The sequence below is a fragment of the Natranaeroarchaeum sulfidigenes genome (assembly GCF_017094485.1).
Taxonomy (GTDB): Archaea; Halobacteriota; Halobacteria; order Halobacteriales; family Natronoarchaeaceae; genus Natranaeroarchaeum; species Natranaeroarchaeum sulfidigenes.
The window spans coordinates 2594890-2613467 of sequence record NZ_CP064786.1; the positions used below are offsets into that span (position 1 = coordinate 2594890).

19 protein-coding genes are annotated in these 18578 nt (G+C 62.5%); 8 read left to right on the top strand and 11 right to left on the bottom strand.

The window, feature by feature from the left end:
- The first annotated feature begins 7 nt into the window (after positions 1 to 7).
- Positions 8 to 265 carry a DUF3311 domain-containing protein gene (locus AArcS_RS13525; protein ID WP_238477949.1) on the top strand — a complete coding sequence of 86 codons (258 nt, stop codon included), beginning with the start codon at positions 8 to 10 and terminating at the stop codon, positions 263 to 265.
- On the top strand, positions 262 to 1740 hold the full coding sequence (locus AArcS_RS13530) for a sodium:solute symporter family protein (RefSeq protein ID WP_238477950.1): 1479 nt from the start codon (positions 262 to 264) through the stop codon (positions 1738 to 1740). Before AArcS_RS13525 ends, AArcS_RS13530 begins: the two co-directional genes overlap by 4 nt.
- A gap of 33 nt (positions 1741 to 1773) precedes the next feature.
- On the opposite strand, the gene AArcS_RS13535 is transcribed toward AArcS_RS13530, so the two are convergent.
- Positions 1774 to 3354: an HTTM domain-containing protein gene (locus tag AArcS_RS13535; protein WP_238477951.1), complete on the bottom strand. Its 1581-nt coding sequence runs from the start codon at positions 3352 to 3354 to the stop codon at positions 1774 to 1776.
- A gap of 193 nt (positions 3355 to 3547) precedes the next feature.
- Between AArcS_RS13535 and AArcS_RS13540 the strand changes: the two genes are divergently transcribed.
- A complete protein-coding gene (locus tag AArcS_RS13540) occupies positions 3548 to 4453 on the top strand; it encodes an HFX_2341 family transcriptional regulator (protein ID WP_238477952.1) in 906 nt (301 codons plus the stop codon).
- 13 nt (positions 4454 to 4466) lie between these two features.
- Here AArcS_RS13540 and AArcS_RS13545 read toward each other — a convergent pair whose 3' ends face one another.
- Together AArcS_RS13545 and AArcS_RS13550 are read right to left on the bottom strand one after the other, a co-directional pair.
- Positions 4467 to 4886, bottom strand: a complete 420-nt coding sequence (locus AArcS_RS13545; RefSeq protein ID WP_238477953.1) for a hypothetical protein — start codon at positions 4884 to 4886, stop codon at positions 4467 to 4469.
- A 50-nt stretch (positions 4887 to 4936) separates the two neighbouring features.
- The gene (locus tag AArcS_RS13550) at positions 4937 to 7516 is read right to left on the bottom strand and encodes an efflux RND transporter permease subunit (protein ID WP_238477954.1); all 2580 of its coding nucleotides are present in this window, start codon (positions 7514 to 7516) and stop codon (positions 4937 to 4939) included.
- A gap of 382 nt (positions 7517 to 7898) precedes the next feature.
- Between AArcS_RS13550 and AArcS_RS13555 the strand changes: the two genes are divergently transcribed.
- A complete protein-coding gene (locus tag AArcS_RS13555; RefSeq protein ID WP_238477955.1) occupies positions 7899 to 10559 on the top strand; it encodes a valine--tRNA ligase in 2661 nt (886 codons plus the stop codon).
- On the opposite strand, the gene AArcS_RS13560 is transcribed toward AArcS_RS13555, so the two are convergent.
- The gene (locus tag AArcS_RS13560; protein ID WP_238477956.1) at positions 10556 to 10879 is read right to left on the bottom strand and encodes a hypothetical protein; all 324 of its coding nucleotides are present in this window, start codon (positions 10877 to 10879) and stop codon (positions 10556 to 10558) included. The two genes, AArcS_RS13555 and AArcS_RS13560, sit on opposite strands and share 4 nt — an antisense overlap.
- A gap of 134 nt (positions 10880 to 11013) precedes the next feature.
- Between AArcS_RS13560 and AArcS_RS13565 the strand changes: the two genes are divergently transcribed.
- Positions 11014 to 11154 carry a hypothetical protein gene (locus tag AArcS_RS13565; RefSeq protein ID WP_238477957.1) on the top strand — a complete coding sequence of 47 codons (141 nt, stop codon included), beginning with the start codon at positions 11014 to 11016 and terminating at the stop codon, positions 11152 to 11154.
- Here AArcS_RS13565 and AArcS_RS13570 read toward each other — a convergent pair.
- The 4 genes from AArcS_RS13570 to AArcS_RS13585 form a co-directional block, all read right to left on the bottom strand.
- The gene (locus AArcS_RS13570) at positions 11151 to 11837 is read right to left on the bottom strand and encodes a DUF1405 domain-containing protein (protein ID WP_238477958.1); all 687 of its coding nucleotides are present in this window, start codon (positions 11835 to 11837) and stop codon (positions 11151 to 11153) included. The genes AArcS_RS13565 and AArcS_RS13570 overlap by 4 nt on opposite strands.
- A gap of 71 nt (positions 11838 to 11908) precedes the next feature.
- Positions 11909 to 12475: a diadenylate cyclase gene (locus tag AArcS_RS13575; protein WP_238477959.1), complete on the bottom strand. Its 567-nt coding sequence runs from the start codon at positions 12473 to 12475 to the stop codon at positions 11909 to 11911.
- Positions 12476 to 12618: 143 nt separating this feature from the next.
- Positions 12619 to 12978 carry a DUF7964 domain-containing protein gene (locus AArcS_RS13580; protein WP_238477960.1) on the bottom strand — a complete coding sequence of 120 codons (360 nt, stop codon included), beginning with the start codon at positions 12976 to 12978 and terminating at the stop codon, positions 12619 to 12621.
- Positions 12979 to 13035: 57 nt separating this feature from the next.
- On the bottom strand, positions 13036 to 13266 hold the full coding sequence (locus AArcS_RS13585) for a hypothetical protein (protein WP_238477961.1): 231 nt from the start codon (positions 13264 to 13266) through the stop codon (positions 13036 to 13038).
- Positions 13267 to 13435: 169 nt separating this feature from the next.
- Here AArcS_RS13585 and pdxS point away from each other — a divergent pair, with 169 nt between their 5' ends.
- Together pdxS and AArcS_RS13595 are read left to right on the top strand one after the other, a co-directional pair.
- Positions 13436 to 14344 carry a pyridoxal 5'-phosphate synthase lyase subunit PdxS gene (pdxS, locus tag AArcS_RS13590; RefSeq protein ID WP_238477962.1) on the top strand — a complete coding sequence of 303 codons (909 nt, stop codon included), beginning with the start codon at positions 13436 to 13438 and terminating at the stop codon, positions 14342 to 14344.
- 135 nt (positions 14345 to 14479) lie between these two features.
- A complete protein-coding gene (locus AArcS_RS13595; RefSeq protein ID WP_238477963.1) occupies positions 14480 to 15637 on the top strand; it encodes a CBS domain-containing protein in 1158 nt (385 codons plus the stop codon).
- Between the two features lies 1 nt (position 15638).
- Here AArcS_RS13595 and radB read toward each other — a convergent pair whose 3' ends face one another.
- Positions 15639 to 16343 (bottom strand): DNA repair and recombination protein RadB, encoded by a 705-nt coding sequence (gene radB, locus AArcS_RS13600; protein WP_238477964.1) that lies wholly within the window; start codon positions 16341 to 16343, stop codon positions 15639 to 15641.
- A gap of 85 nt (positions 16344 to 16428) precedes the next feature.
- On the opposite strand from radB, the gene AArcS_RS13605 reads away from it, so the two are divergent.
- The gene (locus AArcS_RS13605; RefSeq protein WP_238477965.1) at positions 16429 to 17154 is read left to right on the top strand and encodes a hypothetical protein; all 726 of its coding nucleotides are present in this window, start codon (positions 16429 to 16431) and stop codon (positions 17152 to 17154) included.
- A gap of 4 nt (positions 17155 to 17158) precedes the next feature.
- Here AArcS_RS13605 and AArcS_RS15865 read toward each other — a convergent pair whose 3' ends face one another.
- On the bottom strand, positions 17159 to 17281 hold the full coding sequence (locus tag AArcS_RS15865) for a hypothetical protein (RefSeq protein ID WP_259372669.1): 123 nt from the start codon (positions 17279 to 17281) through the stop codon (positions 17159 to 17161).
- Between the two features lie 179 nt (positions 17282 to 17460).
- Entirely contained in the window at positions 17461 to 18522 is a 1062-nt protein-coding gene (locus AArcS_RS13610; protein WP_238477966.1) for a glycosyltransferase family 4 protein, read from the bottom strand.
- Positions 18523 to 18578 lie beyond the last annotated feature (56 nt).

The window sequence follows — 18578 nt, forward strand, 5'->3', positions numbered from 1 at the left end:
TTGACAAATGGCGACACGTTTGCGACGGGTTGGCTGGGCGCTGGCGTTTCTCTCGCTGGGGGTGTTTGGAATCCCGTGGTTCCTCTGGGGCGTCGATACGATCGTACTCGGGCTTCCCGTCTGGCTCTGGTGGCATATCGGCGTGATGGTCGGGGCGACGCTTTTGTTCTGGCTGTTCGCCCGCACTGACTGGGGTATCTGGATCGAGCCGGACGCGGATTCGACCGCGGAACCGAACGGCGACGGCGGGGGCGATGGGCGATGAACGCGATCGGCATCCAGCTTGGTATCGTCGTTGCCTACCTGTGTCTGGCGCTCGTGATTGGCCTGCTCGCGTTTCGGGTCACCGAACGCACCGCCGAGGACTTCTATCTCGCGAGCCGCTCGTTTGGCACGATCGTCCTCCTCTTTACGACCTTTGCGACGCTGCTCTCGGCGTTCACGTTCTTCGGCGGGCCGAACCTCGCCTACGCACAGGGGCCCGAGTGGATCCTCGTGATGGGGCTGATGGACGGAATCATCTTCGCCGTCCTCTGGTACGTGATCGGCTACAAGCAGTGGTTGATCGGGAACCGCCACGACTACGTCACGCTCGGGGAGATGCTGGGCGACCGCTTTGGCTCCGTCGGCCTCCGCGGACTGGTCGCCGTTGCCAGCCTCTTCTGGCTCTTTCCGTACGTGATGCTCCAGCAGATGGGGGCCGGGGCGGCGCTGTCGGGGCTGACCGACGGCGTCCTGCCCTTCTGGGCCGGTGCCGCGCTCGTGACCGTGTTCATGATCGTCTACGTTGTGCTCGCCGGGATGCGCGGGATCGCCTGGACCGACACGGTACAGGGTGCGTTCATGCTCGTGATTATCTGGGTCGCCGCGCTGTGGGTGCTGGACGCCGTCAGTGGGGCTGGCGCGGCGACAGCCACCGTCGCGGAGTCGAACCCCGAGTTCCTCGCGCTCGGTAGCGACTTCTACACGCCCGAATACATGCTCTCGACGGCGATCTCGATCGGATTCGGCGTCGCCATGTTTCCGCAGGTTAACCAGCGCTTCTTTACAGCGGGCTCGAAAACGGTGTTCAAACAGACGTTCGTCCTCTGGCCCGTGCTCGTCCTCCTGCTGTTCGTCCCCGCGTTCATGCTCGGAACGTGGGCTGCCGGGCTTGGGATCGAGGTCGACGTCGCCGCAGGCGAGAACGTCGTGCCGCTCCTGCTCAACGAGTACACGCCGGTCTGGTTCGCCGCGCTCGTCATCGCCGGCGCGATGGCTGCAATGATGTCCTCTAGCGACTCGATGTTGCTCTCGGGGTCGTCGTACTTTACGCGGGACATCTACCGGCCATTCGTCGACGCCGACATCTCCGACCGGCGCGAGGACCTGCTCGGTCGGATCGGCGTCGTCGTCTTTGCCACCGCCACCTTCTTTGCCAGTCTGCGCCAGCCGGGGACGCTCATCGAGATCGGTGATCTCGCCTTCTCGGGCTTCGCACAGCTTGCGTTCCCGGTGATCGTCGCACTGTACTGGCGGAAGACCACACTGTCGGGCATGTACGCGGGAATCGGCGGCAGTCAGCTCTTTTACCTGCTGGCCGTCTTCACGCCGGTCGTTCCGGCGACCTACTTCGGCTGGAACGCCTCGGTCGTCGGCATGGGTCTCGGGCTCGTCCTGACGGTCGGTGTCTCGGCGGCAACGACGGCAGCTCCTGGCGAGCGCCGCTCGCGCTTTCTGTACGGGAGTGGCGCTGACTGAGCCGATCCCCGGCCGCGATCCTTCGGTTTCTAGCTAGCCCACCGTAACGTCCTGGATGACTGTCGGTTCACGATCCCCACAGCCATGGCGATAGATCGTGTGTGTCGACCGATCCCGATCCTCCGGGCTGTCGATCGTCTCCAGTGTGACATTTTCGCTGACGTAGTACATGTTGACGTGAGTGAGATCCTCGCCGTCCTCGCCCTCCCACGTTTCACAGAGGTGCTCCGCGAGCGCGAGCGATGCGGGACCGGTGTCACCGGCGCGCCGAACGCTGTTCATATAGAACCGCTCGCGGTAGGTGCCATACTGCTGTTGTAGCTCCTTACCCGGCCGCTCGAAGGAGAGTTCGCGGTCGTTGTACACGTCGATTCGCTCGCCGGAAGTAGTCTGCGCGGGGAAGACGTGATACCGGTCGGTCGTCCGGGGGACCGGCGCGAAGATACTCCATTCGGGCTGGTAGATCATCGTGTCGTAGGCCACGTCCTCGACCTGCTCTTTTGGCCCCTCGTCCGCCGGGACGACGCCTGCGCCAGTACCGACCGCCAGCAGCGCAAGCGCGACGACGAGGAAGGCGGCGATCCCGTAGAACCCGGTGTACACCGCTCGCCGGGTCCACAATTCGCCGCCTGCGGTTGGGATACGACGGGGGAATACACGTGCCACTGCGCCAAGCCGTCTCACGGCAGCGTGAAGCCGATCGACTGGAAGGCCGACCAGCCGTGCCAGCCGGTCCAGATCACGCCAGAACTGCCCCTGTGCGAACAACAGAAGACCTGCCATCGCGACGTACGGGAACGCGCCGATTCGGACGGTAACGGCGAAACTCGCGTGGGCGATGACGAACATTCCCGCGAAGACGAGCCGGAGACGGCCAGTCAGGAAGAAGAGAAGCCAGCCGTACAGCAGCATGTAGTACCAGGTCAGCCCACCCAGCTGCAGCAGCTCGGGGAACTGTCGCATCGTCTCGCCAAGCAGAAAGGTCGTATCGTCGAGTCCCATGATCAGCGGCGTGGCCTCCCCGCCAGTCCACAGCTCCTCGCCCGACTTGTGGTAGCCGTTGATCACGTACATCGCGATCATCTGGAAGAGCGCACCGAGCGTGGCGAGACTGAACACCGACGTCCGTGGCTCTCGATTTCGGTGGACGGCGTCGATCGACCAGCGCTCGCCAAGTGGCAGAAACAGCGCCCAGAAGAGCAGCAGTCGGAAGAGTACGTCGGCGTAGCTCGTCACGTACGGATTGTGCTGATCCAGCGAGATCACGAAGACGAAGGAGATGATCATCGCCACGCGCGTCTTGTAGCCGACAAGCAGTTGCAAGGCAACCAGCGCGTGGATCACGAAGAGCGCGGCGATGATCGTCGGATCGCTCGTGTACGCGAAGACGTTTACTCCGTCGCTCGCCATCGACGCCGTCACGGCACCGTCATCAGTATAATAGAAGTGGAAGTTTCGCGAGCGCGAGAGCACGTCGGCGACGATGAGCACCGCGACGAACATCCGGAAGACAGCGAGCGTCCGGGTGTCGATCGAGCCGCGGCGCTTGAGGCCGCCATAGAGAACACGTCCTGTCCGGGCCGCTCGGCTCCGGACCGCACCGAGATCAGCCATGGGTGATCGGCTTGGTCGTCAGTCGAAGTGATGTGGAGGGCGACATCTCTCGTTTCCAGTTCGTTTCCTATCCGCTGGCATATGTTTTGTGTCTTGGACGGCGATGTGCCGGCTGAGACAGCCTGACTCCTCGCTGTGGGCGAACTCCGGTGGAGTTGGGGAGATTCTTAAGCGCCCCGGCCAATTATCGGCTATGCAAACGCACATCGTTCCGGTCGGCTTCGATTACGACCGGTTGATCGCGCCGCTGGTTCGCGATCAGCAGGACGTCGATCGGGTGATCCTGCTTGAAGGGGCCGTCGGAAGCGAGGAGAACGTCGAGTACGCACAGAACCTCTCACAGAAGCTCGACAAGGACTTTCAGAACCTGCTCGGCGCGGAAACCGATCGGTTCGTTATCGAGGACGTCTACGACTACGACGTCGCCTTCGAACAGGCCTTCGACCTGATCAACGCCGAACTCGATCGCGGCAACGAGATCTGGGTCAACATCAGCGCGATGCCCCGGACCATCTCCTTTGCCTTTGCGACCGCGGCCCACTCGATCATGGTCGAGCGACAGGAAGACAGGGACAAGATCCACACCTACTACACGGCCCCCGAAAAGTATCTGGAGACCGAACTCGCCAAGGAGCTCCGCAAGCAGCGCGAGCTACTGGAAAGTTTGCTAGACGAGGAGGGTGTACCGGACGAGCACATTGACGAGCGACTCGACAGCGCCACCCACCTCCTCTCGGAGTTCGACGAGCGCGGGACGACTATCGGTGCGAAGGAGATCGACGGAAGTCACATCGTCGAACTGCCCGTCGCCTCCTTCTCGAACGTCAAGCCGTTTGAGGAGCTGATTCTCTTCACGCTGGGCGAGCACGGCGAGTTCGAGAGCGTCTCCGAGCTGGCCGAGGCGCTCGCGCGCGAGCTCAACGAGGAATACACCGATAGCTTCCGCTCGAAAGTCATCTACAACGTGGATCTGCTTGGACCCGGCGGGAAAGGGTACATCGAACAGGAATCCCACGGGAAGTCCCACCGGACCCGACTCTCGCGGATCGGCGAACTGTGGGTGCGGGCCCACTCGGACGACCGTGAGAAGGGCCACTGATCCTCGGCGAGTATCACACGCGCTCGGTAACACGCTGACCCAGATCCGGTAGCACCTCTGTGAGAGTAAGCATGTAGCCGAGCGCCAGCATAGTTGCGAGGGTTACGGGCGGGACGGCCTCGGACGGCAGGCCTGCAGGCACGAGCGCCCCGACGTCGACGATGGGCAATGCCGGAGCGGCGACGAGATACCAGACGCCGACGGCGACCACGATCAGAATCGTCGACCCAAGCGCTGCCATGTTCCCGGTGCGATAAGCGTGAAAGACCAGCAGGAGCCCGGCGATATCGGAGATGATCGGGTAGTTGCTGGTCGGATTACCGACCAGCGTCGCGCCGATCAGCAGGATGGCGATGATATAGGTGACGGCGACCACCGACCGCACCAGTTCCTCGTGGTCGTCCACCCACGCGCCGACTGCGCTCCAGTCCATCGGTCGAGTGTACGTACCGCAACCGACAAATCGGTTGTCGTTTCGGATGGTCAGCGACCGATCTGACCATCTGCCCGCCAGTCCCTGATACGCTCACGGAGCACGAACAGGACGGGTAACAGGATCACACAGGCGATAAAGGCGTAGACGATGCTTAGCCCGGTCACCAACCCGAACCGACGGAGGGGTGGGGCGAGCGCCAGTGCGAGAACGCCAAAGCCCGCCGCGGTCGTCGCCGCACTCCCGACCAGCGCGCCGCCCGTTCCGGCGACTGCCCGTGCGAGCGCCTCGTCCAGTGACTGGCCCTCGCTGTCGAGCAACTCGTCCTGTATCCGTTCGCTCAGGTGGATGCTGTAGTCGACGCCAAGCCCGATTGCGAGGCTCGTGATGACCGCAGTCTCGCTGTTGAACGGGATGTCGAGCGCAGCCATCGTCCCCAGCAGCCATGCGAGCGCGACCAGTACCGGCGTGATCGTCACGACTGCAAGGTCCGGCGCGCCCTGGCGAGTCCAGTACAGCACGGAAAGGAACGTCATGATGACGACCAGCGTTACGGCAAACGCCTGCACCAGCGTCTCCAGCAGGGCGTCCTGCAGGACCGCGGTGATCACCGGTCCACCGGTTGCGATGGCGCTGACCGACCCGCTCGCTTCGATCCCGGCTGCCAGCCCACGCGTGTCTTCCGCGACCGACTGGGCCGAGGCGTCGCCCTGCACACCGACGAGCAGGCGCGCGCTCTCGTAGCCGTCGTCGGTCCGGTAGAGCACCTCGGACGCGCGATCCGGTGCGACATCGTAGAGCGTATCATACACCGCCGCGACCTCCTCGTCGGGTAATCCGTTGGCGGTTTCGTCGCGTTCGTCGATTGCCTCGGCAAGGTCGTCTTCCTCGGCGGCGACCTCGCGCAGCACGGTTGCCGGGCTTTCGACCGCCGCGTCGCCGTTCGGCTGTGTGACGATCGTGCTCCCCTCCGCTGGCGGCGCGCTGGCCTCGTCTATCGCCGCCAGCGCGTCGGGATCCGTCACAGCCCCCCTGACGAGTATCTGTGTTTCCGTTCCGTCCCCTTGCTGGCGGAAGTTGTCGCCGAGGTAGGCAGCGTTCTCGCGGACATCGTAGTCGCCCGGAGCGAGCGGCCCGGGAAGGGATTTGATCCAGTCAGGCGGATCTTCGGGCAGAAAGTCGGCCTCGTTGAACTCGGTGTCGATCCCGGTCGCGCCGTAGGCTCCTGCCGAGGCGAGCAGGAGTGCAACCACGAGCACTGCGACGGGCTGTCGCTGCACGAGCGCCACGACCCCGGAGAGGACACGGTTTAGTGGCCCTGCGTCCACGCCAATGGCGGGATTGCGTCGGCCTCTACCTCGCCGTGCCAGGAGCCGTTCGACTTCGAGTTTCGTCGCCGGGACGAGCGCGCCGAACACGATCAGCGTCGCGAGGATCCCGCCCGCGCTGAGCAGGGCGAAATCCTGGATCGCTTCGAGCGGACTGACGTAGTTCGAGAGGAAGCCGATGCCGGTCGAGAAGGTTGCGGCCGCCAGCGCGAGTACGACGCTTGCGACCCCGAGTTGCATCGCCCTGGTCGGCTCGCGGGGGATCGCCGCATCCGGACCGTCGTCCCGCAGCTGTCCCTCGCGGGCCTCGCGATAGCGCATCACGACGTGCAACGAGTAGTCGATGCTCAGCCCGATCACGAGGAAGGGCACGGCGATCAACAGCTGACTGGAGGGGATCGAGAGCCAGCCCTGAATACCGGCGAGCCACGCCATCACGCAGGCGATCCCGAAGACGCCGAGCAACACGTCGACGAGGTCCCGATAGGCGAAGCCGAGCACGCCCAGCACGAGGACGAGTGCGACCGGCGTGATGATGGCGAAGCTATCGCCGACCGCGCGGGTCGAGGCGTCGTCGGTGATGCCCTGACCGAAGGCGAAGCCGTCTGCGAAGCGATCGTCGACCAGCTCCGCAATGCCGAGCTGGGCCGCCCCGACGGCATCCTCGCCGCCCTCGACGCTGTCGGCGTCGGCGTGGAACACGAACGTGAGACGGGCGTCTGCAGTCGTCTCGCCCGGCTCGTAGCTCGTCGGGAGGAACGTCGTGGCGTCCGGACCGGGCGTGTCGGCGTCCGGATCTAGCACCTCCGCGAGCAGCTCGTCGACCTCGTTCTCTTCGAGGGCGTCGAGCGCCGCCACCTGCTCGTCGAGCGTCGGTGGACCCGATGGTTGCTCGCCCTGTTCGGCCTGCCGCTGGAAGTACGCAGCCGTCCCGACGACGTTCTCGACGCCGGTAATAGCGTCCTCGTCCTGTAGTGTGGCGTTGATCGACTCGTCATCTCGGATGTCCTGCTGGAGTTCGAGTCCATCGAGCAGCGACTCACGGGTGAGCACGTCACCGTCCTCGTCACGGACAACGACCTGTGTAACCACCCCCTCGTCGGTGCCGTAGGTGGCATCGATCTCGTCGAGCGCCTGCTGCTCGTCCCCGTCGGTCTCGAACTGGCCGATCTGCCCGGCTTCCGTGTCATCGACCACCGCTCCTGCAGCCACGAGCGCCGTCGCTGCGAGCAAGAGCAGGATAATCAGTTTGCTGTTGTCGACGAGCGCGTCGGCGTACCGGTCGACGATGCGGCCGTTCATCGGTTCGGCCGCCGTGTCGTGCGGTTGTGACGTGGGGAGTGGGTTTCGGGATGTTTACTGCTGTCCGAAGACACTGTGATCGTCCGATACATCGCCCCATCGGAGCCTATACCTTTTGATATACGCATATACAGCGAGGTCGACACCCGTAGATCCGAAATAAATAACAGCGTCCCTGTACTACTGCGGATATGCATCGACTCGGTCCATCCGCCGGTCACGACGACGTTTTCGTAGGGGCCTTCTAGCCCCATCTCTCCCACCCCGTTTCGACGGATGTATTGTGCCCGACCAGTATTCAGCGAACAACGACCAGTATGTACGACAACGACAACGAGCGAACGACGCAGTATCGACGTCGCCCGATCCGGGCGGTGAGAGCATGAGCACGGACGACGCGAGCGACGGGGAAAGCGACATCTCCGGAGCTAGCGACGGCCTCGACGGTAGCTACGACCCGAGCGAGATCGAGCCGTCCTGGCAGGACTACTGGATCGAGCAGGGCGTCAACCAGTACGACGAGTCGGTTACCGACCCGAACACCCTGTTCTCGATCGACACGCCGCCGCCGACGGTCTCGGGGAACCTGCACATGGGCCATCTCTACCAGTTCACCCTGCAGGACTTCGTCGCGCGCTTTCGTCGGATGCACGAGGAGACGACGTTTTTCCCCTTCGGTTACGACGACAACGGTATCGCCTCCGAGCGCCTGACCGAGCGCGAACTCGACATCCGTCATCAGGAGTTCGAGCGTCACGTCTTCCAGGAGAAGTGCCGCGAAGTCTGTCAGCAGTACGAGGACGCGTTCACCAGGGACGTCCAGTCGCTCGCCGTCTCGGTCGACTGGGAGAACACCTACAAGACGATCGAGCCGCGCGTCCAGCGCATCTCCCAGCTGTCCTTTATCGACCTGTACGAGCAGGGCCGCGAGTACCGCCAGAAAGCGCCGGCGATCTGGTGTCCCGACTGCGAGACCGCGATCTCGCAGGTCGAGATGGAGGGTGCCGAACGGGATTCACACTACAACGACATCGCGTTCACCCACACCGAAACTGGCGAGGATATCGTCATCGCGACGACTCGTCCCGAACTGCTGCCCGCCTGTGTCGCGATGTTCGTCCATCCCGACGACGAGGACAACGAACACCTCGTCGGCGACACCGCCCGCGTCCCGATCTTCGATCACGAGGTGCCGATCATCGCGGACGAGCGCGTCGATATGGAGAAAGGGACCGGCGTCGTCATGTCCTGTACCTTCGGCGACCAGACCGACATCGAGTGGTACCAGGCCCACGACCTCCCCCTACGAGTGGCCATCGACGAGTCGGGGACGATGACCGATCTTGCGGGCCAGTACGAGGGACTATCGACCCACGAGGCCCGCGAAGAGATCGTCGAAGAACTGGACGAGGAGGGCTACCTGCAGGACCGCCGCGCGATCACCCACGACGTCAACGTCCACGAGCGCTGTGAGACCGACGTCGAGTTCCTCGTCACCGAGCAGTGGTACGTCAAGATGCTCGACAAGAAAGACGAGTACCTGCAGGCGGGCCGGGAGATGGACTGGTACCCCGAGAAGATGTTCACCCGGTACAAACACTGGATCGAGGGACTCGAATGGGACTGGTGTATCTCCCGCCAGCGCGACTCGGGCATTCCGATCCCGGTCTGGTACTGCGAGGACTGCGGCGAGACGATCGTCGCCGACCGCGAGGATCTCCCGACCGACCCGCTTTCCGACGATCCGCCGGTCGACGCCTGCCACGACTGTGGCAGCGAGAATCTGCGACCCGAAGAAGACGTCTTCGACACATGGGCGACCTCCTCGTTGACGCCGCTGATCAACGCTGGCTGGGACTGGGACGCTGAGGCCGAGGAATTTACCATGGACCGGCCACAGCTCTATCCCTTCGACCTGCGCCCCCAGGGCCACGACATCATCTCCTTCTGGCTGTTCCACACCATCGTCAAGTGTTACGAGCACACCGGCGAGGTGCCCTTCGACGCGACGATGATCAACGGGATGGTTCTCGATGAGAACCGCGAGGCGATGTCCAAATCGAAGGGCAACGTTGTTCGGCCCGAGGAAGTTCTTGATCGGTTCCCGGTCGACGCTGCCCGGTACTGGGCCGCCGGGACGTCGATCGGCGACGACTTCCCGTTCAAAGAGCAGGACCTCGTGACCGGAGAGAAGCTACTCCGGAAGCTCTGGAACGCCTCGAAGCTCGTCGGCCACCTCGTCGACGAGACCGAGCCCGAAGAGCCCGAGGAACTCGCAGCCATCGACGAGTGGCTGCTGGCGAAACAGAACGCCGTTATCGAGGACGTCACAGAGAAGCTCGAAAACTACGAGTTCTCGAAGGCTCGCAACCAGCTTCGGGGCTTCTTCTGGAACACGTTCTGTGACGACTACCTCGAAATCGCGAAACAGCGACTCAATGAAACCGACGACCCGTCAACAGCCTACGCCCTGCGGACGGCCCATCGACGGTTCCTCACACTGTTCGCGCCACTCCTCCCGCACATCACCGAGGAGATCTGGCAGTCGGTGTACGCCGAGGGCGAAAGCATCCACACCGCCGACTGGCCGACGACGACCGACCACGAGGCCGACCTCGCGGCGGGCGAGACGGCGACCGCGGTGATCGGCGCGCTGCGGCGGTACAAGAGCGAACACCAGCTTCCGCTGAACGCCGAACTCGACCGCGTCGAGGTGTACGGCTCGATCGACGGCTTCGAGAGCGCGATCAGCGAGGTCATGCACGTCGGCGAACTGGACGCCTTCGAGGAGGCACCGGACGTGACGACCGAGATCGATGAGATCAGCCTCGATTATTCGCAGGTCGGGCCGAAGTTCGGCGGCAAGGTCGGCGAGTTCGACGCCGCGCTCGAAAGCGGAGAGTACGAACTCGACAACGGAACGCTGAAACTCGCTGGCGAGGAACTCGACGCCGACCTGTTCGAGGTGCGTGAAGAACGGACCTACGCGGGCGAGGGCGAGATGGTCGAGGCCGACGACCTCGTCGTCGTGGTCGATACCTAGTCGTCCTGTAGGCTCAGCCACGCCACCACGGCTGCGACGATCAGCAGTCCACCGAGCCCGACGAGACCGACAGTGCCGCCGAGAAGAGCGATCTGTCCGGCTACTAGTGCAGCAACTGCAAGTCCGTAGCGTCTGGTTCGCTCTCCTGGCGTTGCGAGATACACGATTCCGGCGAGTGAGAGTGCGAGACCGAATGCGAGGACGATGGTCCCGATTCCGTCGATGTCGAGGACAGTTCCGACCGAGACCAGAACGATCCCGGCGGCAGTGATTGCCTGCACTGTGCGGTCGTCCAGCTCGGGGAGGGTGTCTGCGGCCATGGCTACGATCTATCCCAGTACTGACTTAATCGTGCTGGAACGATCCTGTGTCGTCGATGGTAGCACTGGCACTAATTCGCGTTCTGTCCGTCGAAGTGCCCGGATTTATATATTTCCGATTATTTCCCGAATGTATGATGTCAATCAAGCAGAAGGCGATCGCACTGGGCGTCATTGTCGTGATGAACACGGTCGTCTTCTTCCTGTTCGGTCTGTTGGCGGTCATCTCCTTTGTGGCGTCCGCACCGCTTGCCTTTGCGATCCTGAAACGTTAGTCGAGCCTCGCCTCCAGTTTCTTCGACCGGATCGTCAGCGCCAGATACGCCGCCAGCAGGGTAAACGCGAACGTCCCCGCGGCTGTGACGTCGAGCGCAGTCGCGCCGAGTCCGACGTCTGTATCACGCGGCACCGGCAGGACGGTGTGGTGTGGGTCGCCGACGATGGGGACGAGGAAGTCGACGATGAAATCGAAGCCGTACCAGAGGACGGCGACGCCGACGGCCCACGGCGGGAACTCGCTGATCCGGTGGAGCACCAGCGCCTGGACGACCATTGCCAGATGGCTGAAAAACATGAAGGCATAGAGCGCGGGCGATGGCCCGGCGAGATAGACGTCCCAGAAGACCAGAATGGTGTAGGGCGTCCACAGTCCGAGAATGATGTTCCCGAAAAAGGCCAGCGCGGTGAGCCACTCACGAGGGTTCCCACGCGCCCAGCTGGCGAAGGCGGCCGCCGCAAAGAGGGTCGCCAGTGGACTGTCGGGAACCCACGGCCACATGACCAGTGGCGTGTCGAGCAACTGGCCCGTCTCGAAGGCGTAAAACCAGAACCCGAAGGCGGTCCCGACGAGGTTGATCGCGACGACGACCCAGACCAGTCGTAGCCCGAGGTCCTCGACGGCGCGCGGGACCGGCGCAAGCCAGCGTGGCAGCGGATCGCGGTCCGGAAGCTCTGGCATCGTCGTGTACGACACGCGATTGGTTAAAAACGATAGCGGTTCCGGCACGCAGAGACGTCCTGTTGACTCCGCTATGATTGTTGTGTATCGGGTCGCCATCGACCGCCAATCTCGTCGCGGGGGTAATCCTGATACGTACCATTTAGATACGTGGTGACGCGACCGTCTTCTTCACTGAGTGTGATCGCCCAGAGGACGTTCTCGCGAAGCGATGTTTCCAGTGCACTCATGTGCTTTGTTCCCATCCAGTCCGGATAGCTCAGTTCTTCGACGTCCTGGACTTCTGTTGGACTGGGACTCCGAACCCGAACCATCTGTTTTTGGATTGTCCCATCTCCCGTCACGATGATTGCTCCATCTCGACTGAATGCGACATCCTCGGCGACCCGTCGAAACGCCTCTCGAGAGTTCAGGACGACCTGGCATCGATCAACTGGCCACTCATTCTCCCCCAGCGAGTCGGTATACGCCTCGAAATCGGTTTCGGCAACGAGCAAAAAATACAGACTGGGCCCACTCACATACTGTTCGTCCCACCTGTCGAAGCCGATACTCAACGACTCGGCGACGTACCGAATCTGGTCCATGAGCTCCTGACTGGTTGCGTACTTGCTCAACACCCGGTCGATTTCTTCCATATGATTCTATTGGTATTAGACACCGTCTGGGATTAAGTCCTACCCCGACTCTGAGGTCCACAACCTCTCGATCACGAGCGTGTCGTAGGTAACCGTCCTGTCGTCGGATTCGATACCGTGTCCGGGGCCGAATACAGGAGTGTTCACATATCGTCGGGTGAATCGGGATCTGACTCTGTCTGCGAATCTTCCGGCACCGCTCCGAATGATATCCCCTGTTCACTCTGGGCCTGGAGCATGGCTTCTTCGAGGACCGATTCCGGATCACGACCCTCGGCGTCGATCCGGTGTTCGAGGACCCAGCCGTCCGATTTGTACGCGCCAACGACTGCTGCCGAGTCAGTCTGGACGATGACCCGATCGGCAACCTCCTGTTGCTCCTGAAACTGCGTCATCATCGGGATTGCGTTCCGGATTTCGTCGTGATCTTCGAGATCGTGGAGCGTTGTTGTCGATACCGGGCTGTCCGGAAACGAATCGAGTAGCGTGCTCTCTGCAACCATAGGTCGATGCAGTATACGATTACGGATAACACTGTCTCACTCTCTGCACTGGCTCGACTACGGCGGATACACCTCGGTGTACCTGTCCAGCACTGACTGGAGATGCTGTCGGTTCGAGATCTCGTAGGTCTCGCGCTCGATCTCTTCGCCGGTACTCGTGTCGGTGATCTCGACCGTCCACTCGGCGTGGCCGTCCCGTTCCTGTCCCCGTCGCGCGTATAGCAGGAACTCCTCGTCGTGAACCAGTGAGACGGCGTCGTCGTCGTCGAAATCGACGCTCCAGCTCATGGGTACGAGTGCAAGTCGTGGCCCAAAAGCTCTGACGGCATCGCGGCCCGATCGAGCCGGGGCTGGCGGCTCCTCGATCGGCCGAGACGCGCCCCCGATCCTGCCGTTTTTGGCTGTCGAGAGTACCCCAAAGGAGGGGGTTAAGTGTGCTGAGTCCTAAGCCGAATTCATGCCAGAGGAGACCGATCTAGAGGAGCTCAAACGCGGAACCGAACTCGTGAAACGCGGGTTCGCTCGCATGCAGAAAGGCGGCGTCATCATGGATGTCGTCAACCGGGAGCAAGCGCGGATCGCGGAGGACGTCGGTGCGGTGGCAGTGATGGCGCTCGAAGCCGTTCCGGCCGACATCCGCAAGCGAGGCGGCGTGGCCCGGATGCCCGATCCGGTCGAGGTCGAAGCGATCATCGACGAGGTGTCGATCCCCGTGATGGGCAAGTCCCGGATCGGTCACACGGCCGAAGCACAGATCCTCGAATCGCTCGGCGTCGACATGATCGACGAGTCCGAGGTCCTCACGCCCGCCGACGACCGCTTCCACATCGACAAACGCGAGTTTACCTCCCCCTTCGTCTGTGGGGCCCGGAACCTCGGCGAGGCCCTCCGTCGAATCAACGAGGGCGCTGCGATGATCCGCACCAAGGGTGAGGCGGGAACCGGCGACGTGAATCAGGCGGTCCACCACCAGCGCAACATCAAGAGCGCGATCCGAACGCTCACGGGCATGAACCACGAGGAACGCGAGGAGTGGGCTCGCGCGAACGAGGCACCGCTTGACCTGGTCCACGAGACCGCAGAGCAGGGCCGACTGCCGGTCGTCAACTTCGCGGCAGGGGGCATCGCGACGCCAGCAGACGCCGCGCTGATGATGCATCACGGCTGTGACGGCATCTTCGTCGGGTCGGGCATCTTCGGGGCGGAAGATCCCGAGGAGATGGGTGCGGCTATCGTCGAGGCCGTCAACAACTGGGACGATCCGGACGCCCTCGCGGAGATCAGCAAGGACATCGGCTCGGGCATGCGCGGCGACGCCAACGCCGACTTGCCCGAGGACGAACAGCTCCAGCATCGCGGCGTCTGATCCACGACGTAGGCTCCGTTTTTGCAGCCACCGAGAGGCATCGTCGCGCTGATATTACCTTTCGGTCATTTTCAAGTGTTAACAATTGCCGGTAAGTTAAATAGCCGGGACAGCAAAGTCCCTAGTGTGAGTACTATGGATATTTCTGAAATCGCGTCACAGGAGTACGTCGAAGTCGATGTTGGGACGAGGCTCGGGAAGGTGCGCTCGTTGTTCGACGAGGAGAACCCGAAAGGGATCATCGTCACCCGTGACGGCGAGTACGCCGGTGTGCTCGGGGAGCAAGACGTGCTCCAGTCTCACGTTGAGGACGACGCGAAGGCGGGGGCGCTGATCAAACCCAGTCGGAACGATCCCGCGCCGAAGATCGACCGAACAGAAGGCATCCGGGACGTTGCTCGCCAGCTCGTCGAGGGCGGTACCAAGGTCGCTCCGGTGTTCGAGGGCGAGCAGCGCTACGGGATAATCACGGCCGACGCAATTCTCACGGATGTCCTCGACAATCTCGACGCGCTGACTGTCGAGCAGATCTACACGGACAACGTGATTTCGATCGAGGAGACTGCAGGCGTCGGAAAAGCGATCAACTACCTGCGCGAGAACGGCATCTCCCGGCTCCCGGTCGTCAACGAAAACGGCCACCTGTCTGGAGTCATCACGACCCACGATATCAGCGACATCGCGATCCGTCGGATGCACAAACAGACGACCGGCGACCGGAAAGGTGACGTCGAGCGGGTGCTCGATATGCCCGTCTACGATGCGATGAACAGCCCGGTGACGACGACGACGACCACTGCATCGGTCGAGGACGCCGTACGGACAATGCTCGACCACGACTACGGCGGACTGGTCGTGACGCCGGAAGAGGACGACAGGCTGGTGCAGGGAATCCTGACCAAGACTGACGTTCTCCGTGCCCTCTCCTACACCGAGGAGGAGCGACTCGACGTCCAGATCACGAACATCCGGTTGCTCGATACGATCACTCGTGAGGACATCCGGGAACAGATCCAGGGGATCGCTGACAAGTACCGGAAGATGCAGGTGCAACATGCACACGTCCGCTTCCACAAGCACAAGGAGAAACTGCGCGGCACGCCGCTGATCCAGTGTCAGATCCGGCTGCGGACGAACAAGGGGCAGGTCGCCGGCAGCGGTGAGGGCTACGGTGCTGACAACGCGTTCCGTGTCGCCAGCGACAAACTCGAACGGAACGTCCTCGAACTGAAAGGCGTCATTAGCGACGAGGAGTACAGGGGACAGGTACTCCGAAAGCTCGGCGAGATGTGAGCTAGGGCGTCCGTCCGTCCGCCGATTTCAGTCCGGATTCGGTGATCCGAAATTGCGCCGTTTCGCCTGCGGCTTTTGCCCGATGTTTTTCCAGTGTTGCGCGTCTGTTTCCGCCCCTGTAGCGATCCAGTCTGAGCACCGTCCCCGTCCAGTGTTCGAGCGTGTTCCCGCCCAGCGCTCGCGTCTGGTCGCTGTCGGGGTCGGCGAACACCTGATTCGTAACGATCACTGCAAGGTCGTGTTTCCGCGCCAGTGAGAGCAGATGGGTCACCTGTTTGGCGACCTGCCGGAGTGTGTCGCCCTCGTCAGCCTCGTCACGTTCGAGCCGATAAAACCCGGTTGCGCTGTCGAGGACGATCAGGTCGGCCCGGTCGGCGAACTCCGCGGCGTCCCGGACGGCGGTCCGTTGCTCCTCGAAGTCGTGGGCACTCTCGATGACGACGTTCGAGGCGACCTCCTCGAGGCGTTCGTCGTCGACGCGGCCCGACAGTACCTGCTGGAATCGGTCTATCGACAGCCCTTCGGTGTCGATGTAGACTGCCAGCTTCCCGCTCGCGGCGACTTCGACTGCCGCGGCCAGCGCGAGGTTCGTCTTGCCAGCCGCGGGCTGGCCGTACAGCTGCGTGACGGTGCCGCGCTCGAAGCCCTCACCGAGCAACTCGTCGACCGACTCACAGCCCGTCGGGATCGGCGTGCCTGCGTTCACACTCGATCCTTTCGCCGGTTTCCGCAAAAAGCTCCCGGTCCGTGCGACGTGACAGTTAACTCCGGAGGGTGCGAACGGTCGACCAGTGATCGTCGTCGCAACGAGCGATTTCGAGGTGTATCACGGCGTCGTCAACGAGCTTCGCGACCGGGACGTCGAGTTTACAACCGTCGAGCCCACCGAGGACCTGCCCGAGACTACGTCGGTTATCATCACGGACGCCGAAACCAGACACAGCATCGACACCGAATGCGAAACAGTGACGGCAACGCCGGGAGAGCCACGTCGCACAGTCGAGGCGGCGCTGGCCCTGTTGCGAGACGCCGGTGGGCGGCTGGTCGTCGGGATCGATCCCGGCATCGAGCCGGGAATCGCGGTCCTCGCAGGCGAGATAATCGTAAGTGCGTATCACGTCCCACTGAGTGAGGCTGCCGAGACGGTTCACGGGGAGATTGAGGGTGTGACTGACCCGATCGTCCGAATCGGTGACGGTGCGCGTATAGAGGCCGCCCGGATCGTCGACGAACTCGACGTATCCGTCGAACTGGTCGATGAAACGGGAACGACGCCCTATGTCGGAACCGGTGCACGAGGAATGGGTGACGTGCTCGCCGCCGTAAATATCGCCCGGATAGAGGGCGAGCAGATCGACGGGCGGGAGTTCGAACCGACAGACGGGGAGTTGCAGGTGATCAAGAACCGTTCACGCGAGCGCTCCGAACAGAACCGGACGATCGACGAGGCCCTGGCGCGACGGGTCGCTTCGGGGGAACTGACGCTCGACGAAGCGCTCGAAGAACACCGAAAATAGCGGATCAGGCGACGTCAGGACTGCCCTGTCGAAGCGACTGGCTGCCCGTCCTGTGCTCTACCTCGCGCGTGTGACAGACAGTGCAGCGATATTCGACGAGCTTCGTGGTCTCGTCGTCCATGCTCATCCGCGTTCCACACCGCGGGCAATCAGGCATCATAATTCCTTATATTCTTTGGTCGGCTTTATAGTTTGTGTCAATCGGAAGGTGGTGTTCAGCTACGGAGTGAACGGCAAAGCGTGACGTTCTCGAAGTGGTTCATACCCGGACACTCACGTCGTAACGGTATCATCAACCAGTTTGAGTTAGCGTAGAATACCGTACTGCTTCCGAAGCTCTCGGTACAGGTCCAGATACTGTTCTAAGACTATCCCACGATCGAAGCCTGCGAACTCCTCGTCGATGGTCTTCGAATCCATCTCCCCTGCCTCGCGGATGGCGTCGGCGAGTTCGCTCTCCGAGGTGGTCCGGAACCCGCGTTCACGCCCCTCAACGAGTTCATGAGCGCTCGAATCGACGTGATACTCGACGATACCGACACAGCCACAGGCCAGTCCCCACAGTAGTTCAGTCGGGAACCGACACTGTCGTGCAGTCTGGACGAAGACGTGTGCGTTCCGGTAGATGGCGACTCGTTCCTCGCGGTCGAGTTCGCCCGCGAAGGTGATCCGGTCATCGATACGCAGGTCACGGGCTTGCTGTTCGTACTCGTTGCGTCGGGGACCGTCGCCGATAACCGTCGCCGACCAGTCGAATTCTCGGAGTTCTGCCAGCCCGAGCAGGAGGCTTTCAAGGTTCGCACCCTCGTCGAGCCCCCGTGCGTAGACGATGTGGCGTTCGTCGGCAGGCTCCGTTTCGCGGATTAACTCGAAGTCGACGCTGTTCGGGACGACGCCGGTCCGGTCGGCCGCTGCGCCTTGCTCGCGTAGTCGGGTCCGGACGAGTCGCGACGGCGTGACGATTCGGTCGGGTGCTGATAGCCCGCGCCGGGCAAGAAATCCGTCGCCGACCGTCGGATCGTACCAGTCTGTGAGCAACGGAACGCGGGCAAGCGTTGCACCAACGCTTGCGGCGGCGATCGCGGGCGGATACGTCGCTCCGGCATGGACCACGTCGGGATCACAACTGTTGATCGCGAGCGGTAGCCCAAGGAGGAACCCGCGCGTCGATTCGGCCGACCTGACGACTCCATGATAGGTAATCCCCTCGCGCTCGAACGTATCGATCTTTTTGTCCCACCACTGCGCACAGAACACGTGAACGTCGTGACCTCGTTCGACTAGCGACCCCGCAATCCGATCGAGTCTGCGCTGTGGCGCTGCGTCGCGCTGGTGGACCGTCTCCAACGTGACCATCGCGACGCGCATACTCGGGTCGGAAGCAGTCCCTCGTTAAAAATCCCGCCGATTCCGTGCAGCTCCGT

Coding starts and splice junctions, on each gene's coding strand:
- AArcS_RS13525 (WP_238477949.1), top strand. CDS start 8: ATGGCGACACGTTTGCGACGGGTTGGCTGGGCGCTGGCGTTTCTCTCG.
- AArcS_RS13530 (WP_238477950.1), top strand. CDS start 262: ATGAACGCGATCGGCATCCAGCTTGGTATCGTCGTTGCCTACCTGTGT.
- AArcS_RS13535 (WP_238477951.1), bottom strand. CDS start 3,354: ATGGCTGATCTCGGTGCGGTCCGGAGCCGAGCGGCCCGGACAGGACGT.
- AArcS_RS13540 (WP_238477952.1), top strand. CDS start 3,548: ATGCAAACGCACATCGTTCCGGTCGGCTTCGATTACGACCGGTTGATC.
- AArcS_RS13545 (WP_238477953.1), bottom strand. CDS start 4,886: ATGGACTGGAGCGCAGTCGGCGCGTGGGTGGACGACCACGAGGAACTG.
- AArcS_RS13550 (WP_238477954.1), bottom strand. CDS start 7,516: ATGAACGGCCGCATCGTCGACCGGTACGCCGACGCGCTCGTCGACAAC.
- AArcS_RS13555 (WP_238477955.1), top strand. CDS start 7,899: ATGAGCACGGACGACGCGAGCGACGGGGAAAGCGACATCTCCGGAGCT.
- AArcS_RS13560 (WP_238477956.1), bottom strand. CDS start 10,879: ATGGCCGCAGACACCCTCCCCGAGCTGGACGACCGCACAGTGCAGGCA.
- AArcS_RS13565 (WP_238477957.1), top strand. CDS start 11,014: ATGATGTCAATCAAGCAGAAGGCGATCGCACTGGGCGTCATTGTCGTG.
- AArcS_RS13570 (WP_238477958.1), bottom strand. CDS start 11,837: ATGCCAGAGCTTCCGGACCGCGATCCGCTGCCACGCTGGCTTGCGCCG.
- AArcS_RS13575 (WP_238477959.1), bottom strand. CDS start 12,475: ATGGAAGAAATCGACCGGGTGTTGAGCAAGTACGCAACCAGTCAGGAG.
- AArcS_RS13580 (WP_238477960.1), bottom strand. CDS start 12,978: ATGGTTGCAGAGAGCACGCTACTCGATTCGTTTCCGGACAGCCCGGTA.
- AArcS_RS13585 (WP_238477961.1), bottom strand. CDS start 13,266: ATGAGCTGGAGCGTCGATTTCGACGACGACGACGCCGTCTCACTGGTT.
- pdxS (WP_238477962.1), top strand. CDS start 13,436: ATGCCAGAGGAGACCGATCTAGAGGAGCTCAAACGCGGAACCGAACTC.
- AArcS_RS13595 (WP_238477963.1), top strand. CDS start 14,480: ATGGATATTTCTGAAATCGCGTCACAGGAGTACGTCGAAGTCGATGTT.
- AArcS_RS15865 (WP_259372669.1), bottom strand. CDS start 17,281: ATGAGCATGGACGACGAGACCACGAAGCTCGTCGAATATCGCTGCACT.
- AArcS_RS13610 (WP_238477966.1), bottom strand. CDS start 18,522: ATGCGCGTCGCGATGGTCACGTTGGAGACGGTCCACCAGCGCGACGCA.